Annotated in this window: 10 protein-coding genes and 2 pseudogenes; 5 read left to right on the top strand and 7 right to left on the bottom strand. The window is 62.7% G+C overall.

Features of this window, described 5'->3' with window-relative positions:
- Window positions 1-149: 149 nt before the first annotated feature.
- Entirely contained in the window at window positions 150-605 is a 456-nt protein-coding gene (locus tag AC1DK4_RS04920; RefSeq protein ID WP_441612599.1) for a carboxymuconolactone decarboxylase family protein, read from the bottom strand.
- 122 nt (window positions 606-727) lie between these two features.
- Window positions 728-2,173 carry a MocR-like pyridoxine biosynthesis transcription factor PdxR gene (gene pdxR / locus AC1DK4_RS04915; protein ID WP_441612598.1) on the bottom strand — a complete coding sequence of 482 codons (1,446 nt, stop codon included), beginning with the start codon at window positions 2,171-2,173 and terminating at the stop codon, window positions 728-730.
- Window positions 2,174-2,585: 412 nt separating this feature from the next.
- On the opposite strand from pdxR, the gene AC1DK4_RS04910 reads away from it, so the two are divergent.
- Window positions 2,586-3,167, top strand: coding sequence for an LOG family protein (locus tag AC1DK4_RS04910; RefSeq protein WP_441612597.1), 582 nt, complete (start codon window positions 2,586-2,588; stop codon window positions 3,165-3,167).
- A 137-nt stretch (window positions 3,168-3,304) separates the two neighbouring features.
- Here AC1DK4_RS04910 and AC1DK4_RS04905 read toward each other — a convergent pair whose 3' ends face one another.
- Window positions 3,305-5,581, bottom strand: coding sequence for an FdhF/YdeP family oxidoreductase (locus tag AC1DK4_RS04905; RefSeq protein WP_477131422.1), 2,277 nt, complete (start codon window positions 5,579-5,581; stop codon window positions 3,305-3,307).
- Window positions 5,582-5,650: 69 nt separating this feature from the next.
- Complete coding sequence (locus AC1DK4_RS04900; RefSeq protein ID WP_441612595.1) at window positions 5,651-8,443, bottom strand: ATP-dependent Clp protease ATP-binding subunit; 2,793 nt, start codon at window positions 8,441-8,443, stop codon at window positions 5,651-5,653.
- 715 nt (window positions 8,444-9,158) lie between these two features.
- Here AC1DK4_RS04900 and AC1DK4_RS04895 point away from each other — a divergent pair.
- Window positions 9,159-9,965: a family 1 encapsulin nanocompartment shell protein gene (locus AC1DK4_RS04895; protein ID WP_441612594.1), complete on the top strand. Its 807-nt coding sequence runs from the start codon at window positions 9,159-9,161 to the stop codon at window positions 9,963-9,965.
- A 197-nt stretch (window positions 9,966-10,162) separates the two neighbouring features.
- Window positions 10,163-11,221, top strand: a complete 1,059-nt coding sequence (locus AC1DK4_RS04890; protein WP_441612593.1) for a Dyp-type peroxidase — start codon at window positions 10,163-10,165, stop codon at window positions 11,219-11,221.
- A gap of 28 nt (window positions 11,222-11,249) precedes the next feature.
- Here the strand turns inward: AC1DK4_RS04890 and AC1DK4_RS04885 are convergent, their stop codons facing one another.
- The 3 genes and pseudogenes from AC1DK4_RS04885 to AC1DK4_RS04875 all read right to left on the bottom strand — a co-directional run.
- Window positions 11,250-12,170 (bottom strand): bestrophin family protein, encoded by a 921-nt coding sequence (locus tag AC1DK4_RS04885; protein WP_441612592.1) that lies wholly within the window; start codon window positions 12,168-12,170, stop codon window positions 11,250-11,252.
- Window positions 12,167-12,349, bottom strand: a pseudogene (locus AC1DK4_RS04880) (hypothetical protein); the annotation flags it as partial. The pseudogene AC1DK4_RS04880 and the gene AC1DK4_RS04885, both read right to left, overlap by 4 nt.
- 87 nt (window positions 12,350-12,436) lie before the next feature.
- Window positions 12,437-12,728: pseudogene (locus AC1DK4_RS04875) on the bottom strand (GntR family transcriptional regulator); the annotation flags it as partial.
- Between the two features lie 765 nt (window positions 12,729-13,493).
- Here AC1DK4_RS04875 and groES point away from each other — a divergent pair.
- Both groES and groL read left to right on the top strand, forming a co-directional pair.
- Window positions 13,494-13,784: a co-chaperone GroES gene (gene groES, locus AC1DK4_RS04870; protein ID WP_477131421.1), complete on the top strand. Its 291-nt coding sequence runs from the start codon at window positions 13,494-13,496 to the stop codon at window positions 13,782-13,784.
- A gap of 39 nt (window positions 13,785-13,823) precedes the next feature.
- Window positions 13,824-15,467, top strand: a complete 1,644-nt coding sequence (gene groL, locus AC1DK4_RS04865) for a chaperonin GroEL (protein ID WP_441612591.1) — start codon at window positions 13,824-13,826, stop codon at window positions 15,465-15,467.
- Window positions 15,468-15,577: the final 110 nt, after the last annotated feature.

The raw sequence follows: 15,577 nt of genomic DNA, 5'->3' as shown, positions 1-15,577 counted from the left end.
GGGCACTGCAGTCGCGCAAGGGGCAGGCCGCCATGCGTCGATTCGGGAGGCGAGCGCCGAGCGCCAGGCATTGCCATGCGCTCAGCGCTCGCTGATGGGGCTGATGGGGCTGATGGGGTTGATGGGGCTGATGGGACTTGTCGGGCTTGTCAGACTTTGGCAGCAGCGGCCGGGGGCGAGCGGAACGCGATTCCGAATCGATTGAACGCGTTCATCAAACCGATCGCATAGGTGAGGTCGGCCAGTTCCTTCTCGCTGAACCCGGCAGCAGCGGCTTCGTAGTCGGCATCGGGAACGCCGGTTTCGGCCACACGCGTCACGGTCTCGGCCCAGGCGAGCGCGGTGCGTTCGCGGGCACTGAATACCTCGCCCGCGTCGCGCCACACCGGTACCAGTACGAGCTTGTCTGCCGCCAGGCCAGACTTGAGCAGATCGCGGGAATGCATGTCGATGCAGAATGCACAGCCATTCATTTGCGAAACCCGCAGATACACAAGATCGACCAGTTCCTTCGGCAGGCTGCTTTTCTGAAGCGTGAGGTACACCCCTCCGAACGCCTTGTAAGCTTCGGGCGAGGCCTTGGTGTAGTCGATACGATGAATCATGACGAATCCTTGTTTGGCTGTTGAAGGACTCTATCGTGTTGCATCCTGGCCTACGCCAGAAGATCCATGATCCGGCTTGCGCACTGGACCATGATTGCCGCCGGGGACGGCGACTGCCAGCGTCATAGCAGCTGCAAGATACGCCTTCCGAGATTCTCGGCGGTGCCCTGGGAGTCGATGTTCGTGAAATTGAGAAGCAAGGCCGAGGCTCCGTCACTGTCCCTCGCACCGTCCCGCGCACCGTCCCTCGTCCAGTTCGTCAATGCTTCCCCGTACAGGCCCGCTGCCCGCATGCGCGCTGCAAGCCGGCGATCCGACTGCTGGCCTTGCAGCCGCAAGATCAGGTGCATTCCTCCAGGCTGTGAATCGATTCGCATGGTTTTCCCCAGCACGCTTTCCAGGCCTGCTGCCGTCGCTTCCCGACGCTCGGCATAGAGCTTGCGCATCCGCTGGATATGGCGCGCGAAGTGCCCCTCCGCCATGAAGGCCGTGACAATCGCTTGCGTCAGCCCGGGACTGCCCCCTGCAAAGGCCTGGGTGATTTGCTCGAACCGCTCGACCTGCGCTTCCGGCACGACGAGATAGGCAAGCCGGATGCTCGGGAAAAGCACCTTGCTGAAGGTGCCGGCATAGAGCACTCGCCCGTCACGGTCCAGGCTCTTCAGCGCAGACAGCGGACGGCTGACATACCGGTACTCGCCGTCGTAATCGTCTTCAATGATCCATGCATTGTTTTGCGTCGCCCAGTCCAGCAGCGCCAGGCGCCGGGGTAGCGACAGAGACACGCACAGCGGACTCTGATGAGCAGGTGTGACCACAGCCGCGCGCGCCCGGGGCGCCAACGCGATGCCATCGGCAATGACCACGCCCTCCCGGTCTACCGGCACCGGGACCGCCGCAATATGCATATGCCCCAATAGCTCCCGCGTCGGCGGGTATCCGGGATTTTCGAGCCATACGTGATCTCCCGCCTTCAGTAATGCATGGGCAATCAGCTCGATGGTGTTGCGATATCCCGATGTCACGAATATCTGAGACGGGGAGCAGTCAATTCCGCGCGAAACCTGCAGGTATGCGGCAATCCCGGCGCGCAGCTCCTGCAAGCCATATACGGAGGGATGGGCCATGTCGGATGGTTGCATGGCACGTACACACCGCGCGCCCAGGCGCGCCCAGATCTTGCGGGGAAACGCATCCAGGGCAGGCAAGCCCATTTGGAACGGCAAGATCGAATCCGGACGAAAGCTGGCCGCAGCAATGGCGCTGCCGGGCCGGGGCAGGGTGCTCGCAACTGGCGTTCGCGGCTCGAGGCCCGGCGTCACGATGGTCCCCGCCTGGCCGCGCGCCTGAATGTACCCCTCGGCTGCCAGCAATGAATAGGCCGCCTCGATGGTGCCTCTCGCTAAACCCAGCTCCTTGGTCAGCGCGCGTGCCGAGGGTACCCGGTCACCCGGCTTCAACACGCCACTATTGATCGCGCCGCGAAACCGGTCGTAGATCTGTCGGTAGAAGGGTGCGGCCGCAGTTGGATCCAACGGCGGAATACTACTGGTTTTCGCGACGGTCATGGACCAGTCCATTTTTGCGGCTGTTTGAAAATGACTATACCATGATGAGCGGCGAGGAAAGCTCGAGGCAAATGCGCGCGACATGCGTGCGGCGATCCCAGAAAGGCGATCCCAAGAAGGCGAACCCATTTGACCTCCCGTCCTCACGCGCGCCCCCATTCAGCGGTTCATGCCTTACCCGGCTTCTGCCGGAAGGAGGCACGTCATCTGCCTGTGCCACCGCCAGCCTGCCAACAACAATCATGGATCAGTCGCAATTTCCGTTCATGGCCCTTGGGTGCGGGTCATGAGCTTGGTAAATTGAAGGCTCCTCCCAGGCATCGGATCGGCAGGTACAACCAGCATATTTCCCTCCGTTTTAGCTTTAATCCATACGCGGCCCTTTATCCGCCCCCAAGGAAATCCAGGTGATATGACGATACGTTCAATCAAGACCATCGCCGTCTTTTGCGGATCGAACTACGGCGCATCGGACGAGTTCGCCGACGGAGCGCGAGCGCTCGGACGGGCACTGGGAACGGCGGGCATAACAGTCGTCTATGGCGGCTCGGCAAGGGGCCTGATGGGTATCGTCGCGGATGCCGCCCTGGCTTCCGGTGGCAAGGTCCATGGCGTGATAACCGAAAGCCTGCACCAGCGCGGCCATTCGCATCCCGGCCTGACCAGGCATGAAATCACGCCGACCCTGCGTAGCCGAAAGGAACGCATGGTCGTGCTTGCCGATGCATTCATCGCCCTGCCGGGAGGCATCGGGACGATCGAGGAACTGATGGAGGTGTGGAGCATGAACCAGCTCGCGGAGATCGACAAACCTGTCGGCCTGTTGGACTCCGCCGGCTTTTTCGCGCCGTTTCTGGGGTTTATCGACCATATGGTCGACACCAAATTCCTGCCGGCGGCGCATCGGCATTCGATATCGGTGGATGCGGACGCGAGCGCCTTGATCGGCAAGCTGCGCGGCTATGCACGTGTCGATGGACCTAAATGGCTATAGCGCCGGACGGTGTCTGCAATGACGACGTCTCGCGTTTCCATGGCGATGCTCCTTCCTTCCCGTCCTGTGGATGCCCCGATCCACCAGGGCTGCCGGGCGCATCGAATCCTGGTACGGTGCACCCGGCGCATCCACGATCAATTGGCGGCTGAACGCGTCACTCGGACGGGAATGGATTTGTACGAGGGCGTGCCGCTTTCCTTGTCGATGTAGTCGAGCGGTACCAGGACGTTCGCCTCCGGATAGTAAGCGGCCACGGATCCGCGCGCGATGCCGTAGGCAATCGCCGTGATGTTCTCGAGCCGGAGCCGTCGGTCCGAGACGATGGTCTCGATGTCTACCAGGTCCCCGTGTTCGATCCCATGCGAGGCCAGGTCGGCCTCGTTCATGAACAGGACGTCGCGGCGGCCGAACACACCACGATAACGATCATCCAGGGCGTAGATGGTTGTGTTGTACTGGTCGTGGCTGCGGATCGTGATCAGGCGCAGGACGTTTTCACCTCCCAGGACCTCGGCGTCCTCGTGCACGCCGGCGTACACGGAGAACTCGGCCTTTCCTGAAGGCGTATGCCACTTGCGCTCGGTCGGCGGCAATGGCAGGCGGAATCCGCCCGGCATCCGGATGCGCTCATTGAAGGCTTCGAACCCGGGGATGCTCCTGTCGATCAGGTCACGGATCTTGTCATAGTCGGCGATCAGCTCCAGCCAGGGGACCTTGCTGTCCGGCAGGGTTGCGTGCGCGATGCTGGCAACGATTGCCGGCTCGGAGCGCAAGTGCTCGGAAGCCGGGGTGAGCTTGCCGGCCGACGCATGGACCATCGACATCGAGTCTTCGACCGTGACCGATTGCGGGCCGCTCTGCTGCACATCGAGTTCGGTACGCCCGAGGCAAGGGAAGATATAGGTTTCCTTCGCCACCAGGAGGTGCGTGCGATTGAGCTTGGTGCCGACGTGCACGCTCAGGTCGAGCTTGGCCATCGCGGRCAGGGATTGCTCGGGATCCGGCAGCGCGACGGCGAAGTTCCCGCCCAGGCAGATCAGGGCCTTCGAGGAACCCCTGATCATCGCCTCGATGGCGTTGACGGCATCGTGCCCGTGTTCGCGGGGAAGCTGGAAGCCGAAGATGCCTTCGAGCCGCTCGAGAAAGTCCGCCGACGGCTTCTCCGTGATGCCGACCGTGCGGTTTCCCTGGACGTTGGAGTGGCCGCGCAGCGGGCATATGCCGGCGCCGGGCTTGCCGAAGTTGCCGCGCAGCAGCAGCAGGTCGGCGATCAGGCGAACATTGGCCGTGCCCTTGTTATGCTGGGTGACGCCCATGCCGTACGTGACAATCGCGGCATTCGACTTCGCATAGGCGATGGCCACCTGTTCGAGATCGGCTTGCAATAGTCCGCTCGCTTTTTCGATGTCCTCCCATGTCGTGGCTTGCAGATCGGCCGCGAAGGCGTCGAAGCCGACCGTGTGCGTGGCGATGAATTCGCGGTCAAGGACGTTACCCTGTTCCGCATCCAGCGCCAGCAGCGACTTCATGATGCCCTTGAGTGCGGCCGCGTCGCCGCCGGCGTTGACCTGGAAATAGGTCGAGGCGATCCGGGTCGAGCCGTAGGTGGCCATCTCAAGCCAGTTCTGCGGATCGGCGAAGCGCTCGAGGGCGCGTTCGCGTAGCGGATTGAAGACGATGATCGGTACGTTGCGACGTGACGCTTCGTGCAGCGTGCCCATCATCCGCGGATGATTCGTGCCGGGATTGTGCCCGATCGAGATGATGAGGTCGCACGTGTCGAAGTCTTCGAGCGACACCGTGCCTTTGCCGATGCCGATCGATTGCGGCAGCCCGATGCTGGTCGGCTCGTGGCACATGTTCGAGCAGTCAGGGAAATTGTTCGTGCCATATTCCCRCACAAAGAGCTGGTACAGGAAGGCGGCCTCGTTCGAGGCCCTGCCGGACGTATAGAACTCCACCTGGTCTGGCGACAACCCGCGCAGGATCTGCCCGATCCGGCCGAACGCCTCATCCCACTCGACTGCCCGGAATTTGTCCGTGGCGCGGTCGTAGACAAGCGGATGCGTCAGGCGGCCCATGTCCTCCAGCTCGAAATCCGAGCGCTGCAGCAGCGATGCCACGGTGTTGTTCTCGAAGAACTCCGGGCGCACGCGCTTGGTCGTCGCCTCCCAGGTGACGGCCTTCGCGCCGTTCTCGCAGAACTGGAAATTGGAACGGTGTTCCTTGTCGGGCCAGGCGCAGCCCGGGCAATCGAAGCCGTCCGGCTGATTGGTCCGGAGCAGCGTGATCGGGGCCTTGATGGTTTCCATCTGCAGCCGGATGGCCTGGGCCGTCGCCCGCAGCGCTCCCCAGCCGCCGGCAGGGCCTTCGTATTCCCTGATACCGGGCACTTCGCGTCGATTGGTCATTTGATGAACTCCATGGATGAAAACGGCGGCACCATGCACTCGGGTCAAGCTGACGCTTCTCGCTGGCTCCTATGCGGCGGACTTCCTCGGCTTTGAGCCGGCACGGCGCTCTGGCGCCTGCTCCAGGGACGGCGTGCCATCGGGGGGCGGGGCATCCTTTGCGCTGTCCTTTGCCTTAGGCTTGGCCGGGAGCTTGTCGAACCGTACCGCCGCGCTGTCCGTGTCGTAGTCGATCCTCGCCTTGTCGCCCGGCTTCAGCGCGTCACCGAGGATCTCCTTGGCGAGACGCGTTTCGATGACCTGGCGAATCTGGCGTTTCAGTTCGCGCGCGCCGAACTCGGGCTGGTAGCCGACTTCGACCAGGTGCTCGACGAGCGCGTCGCCGAAGCTGAGCGTGATGTCCTGTGCCGCCGCCGTGCGCACGATGCGATCGAGCTGGATCTGCACGATCGCGCGGATGTTCTCCTTGCCAAGCGCATGGAAGACGATGATCTCGTCGATGCGGTTCAGGAACTCCGGACGGAAGTGCCCCTTCAGCACGCCCATCAGTGCCGCGCGGACTTCCTTGTCGGATTTTCGCTTGGCCTCGGGCTGCGCCAGGTTATCCATGATGATGGCGGAGCCGAGGTTGCTGGTGGCGATCAGGATCGTGTTGCTGAAGTCGACCACGCGGCCTTTGCCATCGGTGAGGCGACCATCGTCGAACACCTGCAACAGGACGTTGTAGACGTCGGGGTGCGCCTTCTCGATCTCGTCGAGCAGGATCACGCTGTAGGGACGTCGCCGCACGCGTTCGGTCAGCTGGCCGCCCTCCTCGTAGCCCACGTAGCCCGGCGGCGCCCCGATCAGGCGCGCCACCGCGTGACGCTCCATGTATTCGGACATGTCGATGCGGATGATCGCCTGCTCATCGCCAAACACGGTTTCGGCCAGGGCCTTGGCGAGCTCCGTCTTGCCGACGCCGGTGGGCCCCAGGAACAGCAGGGTCGCGATCGGTCTGTGCGTCTGGCCGAGGCCCGCGCGCGACAGGCGTACCGCGTCGCTCACCGCGACCACGGCATCCTCCTGGCCAACCACGCGCTCACGCAGCTTTGCCTCCATGCCAAGCAGCTTCTGCCGCTCTTCCTGCGTGAGTTCCGCGACCGGAATGCCGGTAAGGCGAGATACGACCTCAGCCACCGTCGCCACCGTTACCTCGAGCGTCTCCGAGCCCGTCTTTCGCTGCCACGCCTCCATCGCCTCGTCGAGCTGCTTCTGCTTCTCGCCGATGCGTTCCTCGAAGCGCTTCGCCTCGTCGAAACGCTTGCGCGAGGCGGCATAGTCCTGCTCGCGCTTGAGCTGCGCGGCTTCCGCTTCCAGTTCCAGGATCGCGGCCGGACGGGAGGTCGCGCCGATCCGCACGCGTGCCGCGGCCTGGTCGATCAGGTCGATCGCCTTGTCGGGCAGGAAGCGTGACGTGATGTAGCGATCCGCGAACTCGGCCGCCGCGACAAAGGCATCGTCGGAGAAGGTCACCTGGTGATGTGCCTCCAGCTTGTCACGCAGGCCACGCAGGATCACGATGGTCTGCTCGACGCTCGGCTCCGGCACGAGCACGGGTTGAAAGCGGCGCTCGAGTGCCGCATCCTTTTCGATGTACTTCTGGTACTCGCTCAGTGTCGTTGCACCGATCAGGCTGAGCTCGCCGCGCGCCAGCGCAGGCTTGAGCACATTGGCGATGTCGAGGCCTCCCTCGCCCCCGCCCTGGCCAGCCCCGACGATCGTGTGCAACTCGTCCACGAACAGGATCAGCGAGTCCCGGCTGGCCGTGACCTCGTCGATCAGGTTCTTTGCGCGCTCCTCGAATTCGCCGCGGTACTTCGCGCCCGCAACCATCGCATTGATGTTCAGTTCGACGAGCCGCTTGTCACGCAGGACTTCCGGCACGTCGCCGTTGACGATCCGCTGCGCGAGTCCTTCGACGATCGCTGTCTTGCCAACGCCCGGCTCGCCGATCAGCACGGGATTGTTCTTCTTGCGCCGGGCAAGCACCTCGATCGTGCTCTCGATCTCCTGTGCGCGGCCCAGCACCGGATCGAGCTTGCCCTGGCGCGCCATCGCGGTGAGGTCGCGCCCGAACTTGTCGAGGTTGGGCGTGCCCGTGCCGCCTTCGATGCGACCGTCCTCCGCGCCTTTTCCCACCACCTTGACGACCTTCTGGCGCAAGGCTTCCGGTGTCACGCCATATTTCTTGAGGAGGGCTCCCGCGATGCTCTCGGGCACGGCGGCAAGGCCAATCAGCAGATGCTCGGGCCCGACGTACGAGTGACCCAGTTCGCGCGACGCCTGGAAGGCAAACTGAAAGGCCTTCTTCAGGCGCGGCGAGATCGTCATCCGGTCGAGTGGCGCATCGGGGTCCGCTTCCCCCGTGCGCGCGTGCTCGTCAATATAGGTCTTGATGTCTTCGGACGAGATCTTGAGCTCCTTGAGCAGTGCGCCGGCAATGTCGTTCTCGGCAAGCACATAGAGGAGATGCTCCGTGTCGAGCTCGGCGCGGCGTAACTCGTGCGCCTTCTCCGCCGCGCGCTGCAACAGCTCGATCGTCTGCTCGCTGAAGGCGTCCGTGGCATCGACGGACTCGCGCGGCACCTCGGTGGAGAAGGAGCCTGCATCGTCGGTCTCGCCGCCCAGGCCACCGAACAGGTGTGACATCCCGCCTCCACCGTTCAGGAGGGAGTCGAACGGATTCATCATGTCCTGATGCCGCAGCATCTGGCGGTAGTGATAGTCGCAGATCGAGAGCGTGCGGCGCTCGCCGTTCTCCGTCACGGTGACACGGGCAACCGCGGGGCGTGCATTACAGATGTCGCAGAGGACTGGCATGGCGTGAAGATCCCTGTTGTGAAGATCCCTGTTGGTCGAAGCGTTCAGACTGTTCGATTCGGATGCGGCATGGCAGCCGGGCGTTGCCGGACATGCGAGGCCGGGGACGCCGGGGACACCGGAAGCGTCCGGCCGTCGACTGATGTTTCTGCCTCTGATGCCGCGGCGCGTTTCCGACTTCGTCGCGGCAGTCTCGTGCGTCGAGAACCAGGCGCTCTCCGGAAAGCCGGCACGACAGAGTTCAGCCTTTGGCTAACATAGTTGATGGCCAGGCTGGCGAAAAGATACAGTTGAAAACGATCTGCGCAAGTCGGCTGCGCGGTCCCTCTTTCCCGGCTTTTCCGCTGAACGGAAAGCGGGTGAAACACGATCTGCGGGGAAGCGCCCGACCTTGCGAAGGCGAGCGTCATCGGCCTTTGCCTGCCCGCGGGCTGCCAGCGGCGGACTCTGGTGCGGCGGCAGTTGCCCCGAATCCCGTGCGCGCGGCGAGCATCGTTTAGAGCACAGCGGGAGCGGTTCGCGCAAGCCGATGCGGGAGAAGCCTTGCTGTGCTCTTGCCGAGCCCGGGACGTTCATCGAGAATGATCGGGCAACAAGGCGACGCCACGCTCGGGCGGCACACCCGAGGCAGCGGCGGAAAGAAGGGAACACAAGACACGCGACGAAGACGGCATGACGATTCGACGCGTAGCGGCCAGCCAAAGGAAGCCTTCAAATGAATAATCTTCGTCGGGAGCTCGCGCCAATCTCTGAGGGAGCGTGGGAGCAGATCGAGCAGGAAGCATCTCGCACCCTCAAGCGCTACTTCGCGGCTCGGCGCGTTGTGGATCTGGTCGGACCGAAGGGTCTCGGGTTTTCCGCGGTCGGTACCGGCCAGGTACGGCAAATCGAGTCGCCAGGCGATGGTATCGAAGCCGTCCAACGCGATGTGCGGGCCCTGGTGGAGCTACGGGTCCCGTTTGATCTGTCCCGCCTGGAGATGGATAGTGTCGAACGAGGGTCGAGCAATCCCGACCTGCAGCCACTGAAGGATGCGGCTCGCAAACTCGCGCATGCGGAGGATCGCATTGTCTTCGAAGGCTATGCGGCGGCCGGGATCCAGGGGATTTCCCAGGGTGCCAGCAATGTCGCACAGGCCCTTCCGCCCGATGTCGGCGGGTATCCGGCCGCGGTGGCGCAAGCGCTGGACCAGTTGCGCCGTGCCGGTGTCGATGGCCCCTACAGATTGCTTCTGGGTGACAAGCCATTCACGGACGTCGGCGGGGCCACCGACAATGGCTATCCCGTCCTGCGGGACCTTCGCCAGCTTGTAGACGGCGAGATCATCTGGGCGCCGGCAATGGAAGGCGGCATGGTGCTCACCGGGCGGGGCGGCGATTTCGAACTGCACATTGGCCAGGACGTTTCCATCGGCTACCTTGACCATTCCGAGGCTACCATTCGATTGTATCTGCAGGAAACCCTCACGTTTCTCATGTTGACTGCAGAGGCGGCCGTGATGCTTGAACGTGCCGGGCGGTAGATGGCCGGCCATGCGCCCGGATCGTCCGCCAGCCAACTTATGCAAAGGGCGGCTGCCGTTCCAAGGCAATGTTCGGACCGCCTTTCTGAAATTCACGATGCCACCTGAACCCAAAGTATAGGTAACGATGAGCGATAATTGAGCGGCGCCTATCGTTCCGTTATCGCTGGAATTCGACATGGAAAACACTCGAAAAAATGCCTGACATCATCCCCGAACAGCAAGCCGTGTGTAGTCCGATCACCCGTAGCGCGATCTTTATCGTCGCGGTCCTGTCAGCAGGCGATGACAGCGCAGATGCCGTGCGCGCGTTGTGCGCGGATATCGGCGCGCTCGTTCGTGCCGTGGGAAAGCGGGTCCCCGGCGGAAACCTCTCGTGTGTCTGCGGATTTGGTTCGGATGCCTGGGACAAGCTGTTCGGCGCCCCCCGCCCGGCCGGCTTGCACGCCTTCCGGGAATTCGGCGCCGGCGATCGCCGCGCCATGGCGACGCCGGGTGACCTGCTCCTGCATATTCGCGCCGAGCACATGGATCTGTGCTTCGAACTCGCAACGCAGCTGATGAGCCGGCTTGGCGCGGCCGTGTCGGTGGTTGACGAGGTGCATGGCTTTCGCTACTTCGACATGCGAAGCATGGTCGGTTTTGTCGACGGCACCGAGAACCCGACCGGAGCCGAATCCATTCGTTTCACGATCATCGGTGACGAGGACCCTTCGTTCGCCGGGGGCAGCTATGTGATGGTGCAGAAGTATCTGCACGACATGGCTGGCTGGAACAAGCTGCCCGTCGAGACGCAAGAGCGAATCATCGGCCGCACGAAGCTGTCCGACATCGAACTCGATGAGGCGGTCAAGCCGTCGTCGTCGCATAGTTCGCTCACCACCCTCGAGGAGAACGGAGAGGAGGTGAAGATCTTGCGCGACAACATGCCTTTCGGGCAGCCGGGCAAAGGCGAATTCGGTACGTTCTTCATCGGATACGCCCGTTCGCCCAGGCCGCTGGAACAGATGCTCGAGAACATGTTCGTGGGGCGGCCGCCGGGCAACTATGACAGGTTGCTTGACTTCAGCAGGGCAGTCACCGGCGGCTTGTTCTTCATTCCATCGGCAACGCTGCTGGAGGACCTTGCCGAGCGTCACCCGGATTCCATTCAAGCCGACGGTGGAGGTCACGATTCGATTTTGTCGTCCGAGGCGCAAGGCCATGACGGCTCGCTGAAGATCGGTTCGCTAAAGGCAGCCTCGGAAGCCGATTGACCTGGTTCGACATGCCCGGGAAGATCGCCTACGTGAACTGATACGGCCGCACCGGCAGCGTTTCCGGCGGCAGCTCGCGATCGCAAAGCTCGAGAACAGATCGCTCGATATTGCGCGTCATCGCATCGAGCGCCAGCGCGTTCGGTGCAAGTCCGAATGGTTCGGCGACTTCGCTTGCGATCGCTTCCAGTGCGATCAGCGTGTAGGAGATAAAGACGCATAGCAATGGCGTGAAAAGCTCGGTCGAGTCGACCAGGCCGAAGGGAAGCATCACGCAATAGGCATAGACGGTTCGATGCAGCAGCACGTTATAGGCAAACGGGATCTGCGTGGAGATGATCCGCTCGCAGCCCCCGAGCACGCCGCCCAGCTCGTTGATCTGCTGGTCGAGTATCCAGCGTGTGCTGTCGGTTGCGGCGACTTGTCCCTGGCAGCCGGCGAGGCCGCGGCGAATGTCGTTCAGCAAAGCCATCGGCTTGTAGCATTTCCCCTGCAACGCCGCCATCTGGTCGGGGCCGAGGTAGCGGCGCAGGTCCTCTGTCGGGTCAGTCATGCGCAAGCGATGCTTGAGCGCATAGGCGAATGCAATCAGCATATTGGTGATCCGGGTACGATCCGCGGCAGGCAGGTTCTCCGGGAGGTAGCAGAGCATCTGCGATGTGAGCGCCCGCGATGCAATCAGCAGACTGCCCCATAGATGGCGAGCCTCGTTGAAGCGGGCGTAGCTGGCGTTGTTGCGAAACGCGAGGAAGATGGCCAGTGCCAGGCCGAACAGCGTGAACGGTGCCGTATTGAGCGGAATCTTCTCGCCGAATATCCGGCCATGCGTGAACACCGCCAGGCTGCTGACAGCCCCGATGAAAACCAGTTGGGGAAGGATGGTCTGCAATACCGAACCGTTCCAGGCGAACAGCATCAGGAACCAGTTTTGCCTCGGCCTCACGATCATGGCGTCGTTTCCCCGACATTGGCGTGGCCGGGGCTGGCGTCGCCTTCCCGCACCTTGCCCCGGAAGACCCGGTACTGAAGTGCGTTATAGACCAGGATGATCGGTAACACAACGATGGTGCCAACCGGCGCGAAGCGCTGGCTGGACGGGCTGGAACAGGCTTCCCGGATCGTCAGCGACGAGGCCGATCCGGGCCGCCGCCAACCTTTGAAGGCAGATATTGATCGCCTCGGTCGCGCCCGCGTTTGTCACGTTCCGGAGCATCAAAGCCGGCTGACGTCCACCGGGGAGGACATGGCGATCGGCTTCGAATGCTCGCAACGCCTGCATTCGTCACCCGTCGCTTGCGCGTTGCAGGTCGACGAAATAGCCGGACTGCGGCCGGCTCACCAGCAGGCCGCGGCTTTCCAGCAGCAGGTAGGCGTGAAGCACCGTGGTAATGCTGATCCGGTGTTGCCGGCTAGCCTGCCGCACGGAAGGCAATCGTCCGCCGTGCCGGTAGACACCTTGCCGGATCAGCCGCTCGATATCGTCGGCGAACCTCTCGTAGAGCTTCATCGGACGCTCCTCCCGGCCGGATCGGCGCCAGGTGCATCGCGGTAGCGGAAGCCTCGATCGTGCGCTTGCGGCGGCACGGCCGGACTGCATGAATCGGGTCTGGTGGCGCTGTTGCCGGGCAGCGCAACTATGTCGGGTCGTCCGCGGCGCAAGCCGGCGACAAGGTGGAGGCAGACTTCGCGTATCTTCCCTGGTTCGTCTTTCACGACGGTAGCTCCGATCAATGCGCGTCGCCGGGCCTTGGGGACTGGAACTGGCTGCGCGTCATTTTGTTGAAAGGAAGAGTAGGGGCGAAGCTGTATTGCCAGGAGGCACACATGAGCGTGCCGAAAAAGAGTACAGATTCAATCCTGTGCCAATATCTGGAAAGCTGTACTTGAAGTCGCTGGCATGTGCCGAAACCGGCGCATCGCGGGGTTGCGCTGGGAGGGCGCGCCGGCCGCGCCCGCGCGGTGAGGGTGCGGCTGCGATTGCCCGGGAACCGGGGAAAAGGTGAGCGGACTCGCGTAAGTCCGTCGGCCGTGACCTGCCGAGGCGGCCCGCCCGGAGCACTGGTCGCTGCCTGATTCGCTCGCGCATCGACAGCATCAAGGGTAAACACGTATCAAGTCGCTGACTTGAAAACGTAAACCCCCGTCCCTATAATTAGCACTCGTTGGGTTAGAGTGCTAACAGCCCTCTCTCAGCCTTCCGATTCTGCTGGCAGCCAGCTAAAGCGGCCAGTTCTTGTGAACGTAAAATCACTTTTTGTACCAAGGAGTCCGTATGAATCTGCGTCCTTTGCACGACCGCGTGATCGTCAAGCGTCTGGACAATGAAACCAAGACCGCTTCCGGCATCGTGATTCYCGACAATGCTGCCGAAAAGCCTGATCAAGGTGAAGTGCTCGCCGTGGGCCCCGGCAAGAAGGATGACAAGGGCGCTTCGATCGCTCTCGACGTCAAGGTGGGTGACCGCGTGCTGTTCGGCAAGTATGCCGGCCAGGCCGTGAAGGTGGATGGCCAGGAACTGCTGGTCATGCGCGAAGAAGACATCATGGCCGTGGTGAACAAGTAATCCACGCCACCCCCCGTACAGATTTAGGAGATTCAGAACATGGCAGCTAAAGACGTAGTGTTCGGCGACGCCGCCCGTGCCAAGATGGTCGAAGGCGTGAACATTCTCGCCAACGCAGTGAAGGTGACCCTGGGCCCGAAGGGCCGCAACGTGGTGCTGGAGCGTAGCTTCGGCGGCCCGACCGTGACCAAGGACGGCGTGTCCGTGGCCAAGGAAATCGAACTGAAGGACAAGCTGCAGAACATGGGCGCGCAGATGGTCAAGGAAGTGGCTTCCAAGACCAGCGACAACGCCGGTGACGGTACCACCACCGCAACCGTGCTGGCCCAGTCGATCGTGCGCGAAGGCATGAAGTACGTTGCCGCCGGCATGAACCCGATGGACCTGAAGCGCGGCATCGACAAGGCTGTGGTGAACGCGGTCGAAGAGCTGAAGAAGCTGACCAAGACCACCACCACCAGCAAGGAAATCGCCCAGGTCGGCTCGATCTCCGCCAACAGCGACGAAGTGATCGGCAACCTGATCGCTGAAGCGATGGACAAGGTCGGCAAGGAAGGCGTGATCACCGTGGAAGACGGCAAGTCGCTGGCCGACGAGCTGGAAGTCGTGGAAGGCATGCAGTTCGACCGCGGCTACCTGTCGCCGTACTTCATCAACAACCCGGAAAAGCAAGTTGTCGCCCTCGACAACCCGTTCGTGCTGCTGTTCGACAAGAAGATCTCGAACATCCGCGACCTGCTGCCGGTGCTGGAGCAAGTGGCCAAGTCGGGCCGCCCGCTGCTGATCATCGCTGAAGACGTCGAAGGCGAAGCCCTGGCGACCCTGGTGGTGAACAACATCCGTGGCATCCTGAAGACCGCCGCCGTCAAGGCTCCGGGCTTCGGCGACCGCCGCAAGGCCATGCTGGAAGACATCGCCATCCTGACCGGCGGTGCAGTGATCGCCGAGGAAATCGGCCTGACGTTGGAAAAGGCAACCCTGCAAGAACTGGGTCAAGCCAAGCGCATCGAAATCGGCAAGGAAAACACCATCATCATCGATGGCGCCGGCGATGCAGCTTCGATCGAAGCCCGCGTGAAGCAGATCCGTGCCCAGATCGAAGAAGCGACCTCGGACTACGACCGTGAAAAGCTGCAAGAGCGCGTGGCCAAGCTGGCCGGCGGCGTTGCAGTGATCAAGGTTGGCGCAGCCACCGAAGTCGAAATGAAGGAAAAGAAGGCACGTGTGGAAGATGCACTCCACGCAACCCGCGCAGCCGTGGAAGAAGGTATTGTCCCCGGCGGCGGTGTGGCCCTGCTGCGCGCTCGCGCTGCCATCGCGAACCTGACCGGCGACAACGCCGACCAGAACGCCGGCATCAAGATCGTGCTGCGCGCCATGGAAGAGCCGCTGCGCCAGATCGTCCTGAACGCTGGCGAAGAAGCCTCGGTCGTGGTGGCCAAGGTCATCGACGGCAAGGGCAACTACGGCTACAACGCCGCCACCGGCGAGTACGGTGACCTGGTGGAAATGGGCGTGCTGGACCCGACCAAGGTGACCCGCACCGCGCTGCAGAACGCAGCTTCGGTCGCGTCGCTGATGCTGACCACCGACTGCGCAGTTGCAGAACTGCCGAAGGACGATTCGGCTCCGGCAATGCCGGGCGGCATGGGTGGCATGGGCGGCATGGACGGCATGATGTAAATCTGCCGGCCTGCCTCCAGGGCAGCCTGCTTTACCCGTAGCATCCGTAGTAGCAAAAACCCCCGCTGGCGCGAGCCGGCGGGGGTTTTTGTCTTGGGGCCGCCGCTTCG

The sequence above is a fragment of the Cupriavidus sp. 05N38 genome, from assembly GCF_056397345.1.
The sequence above is the reverse complement of the archived record's forward strand: the minus strand, read 5'-3'. Positions and strand labels throughout refer to the sequence as shown.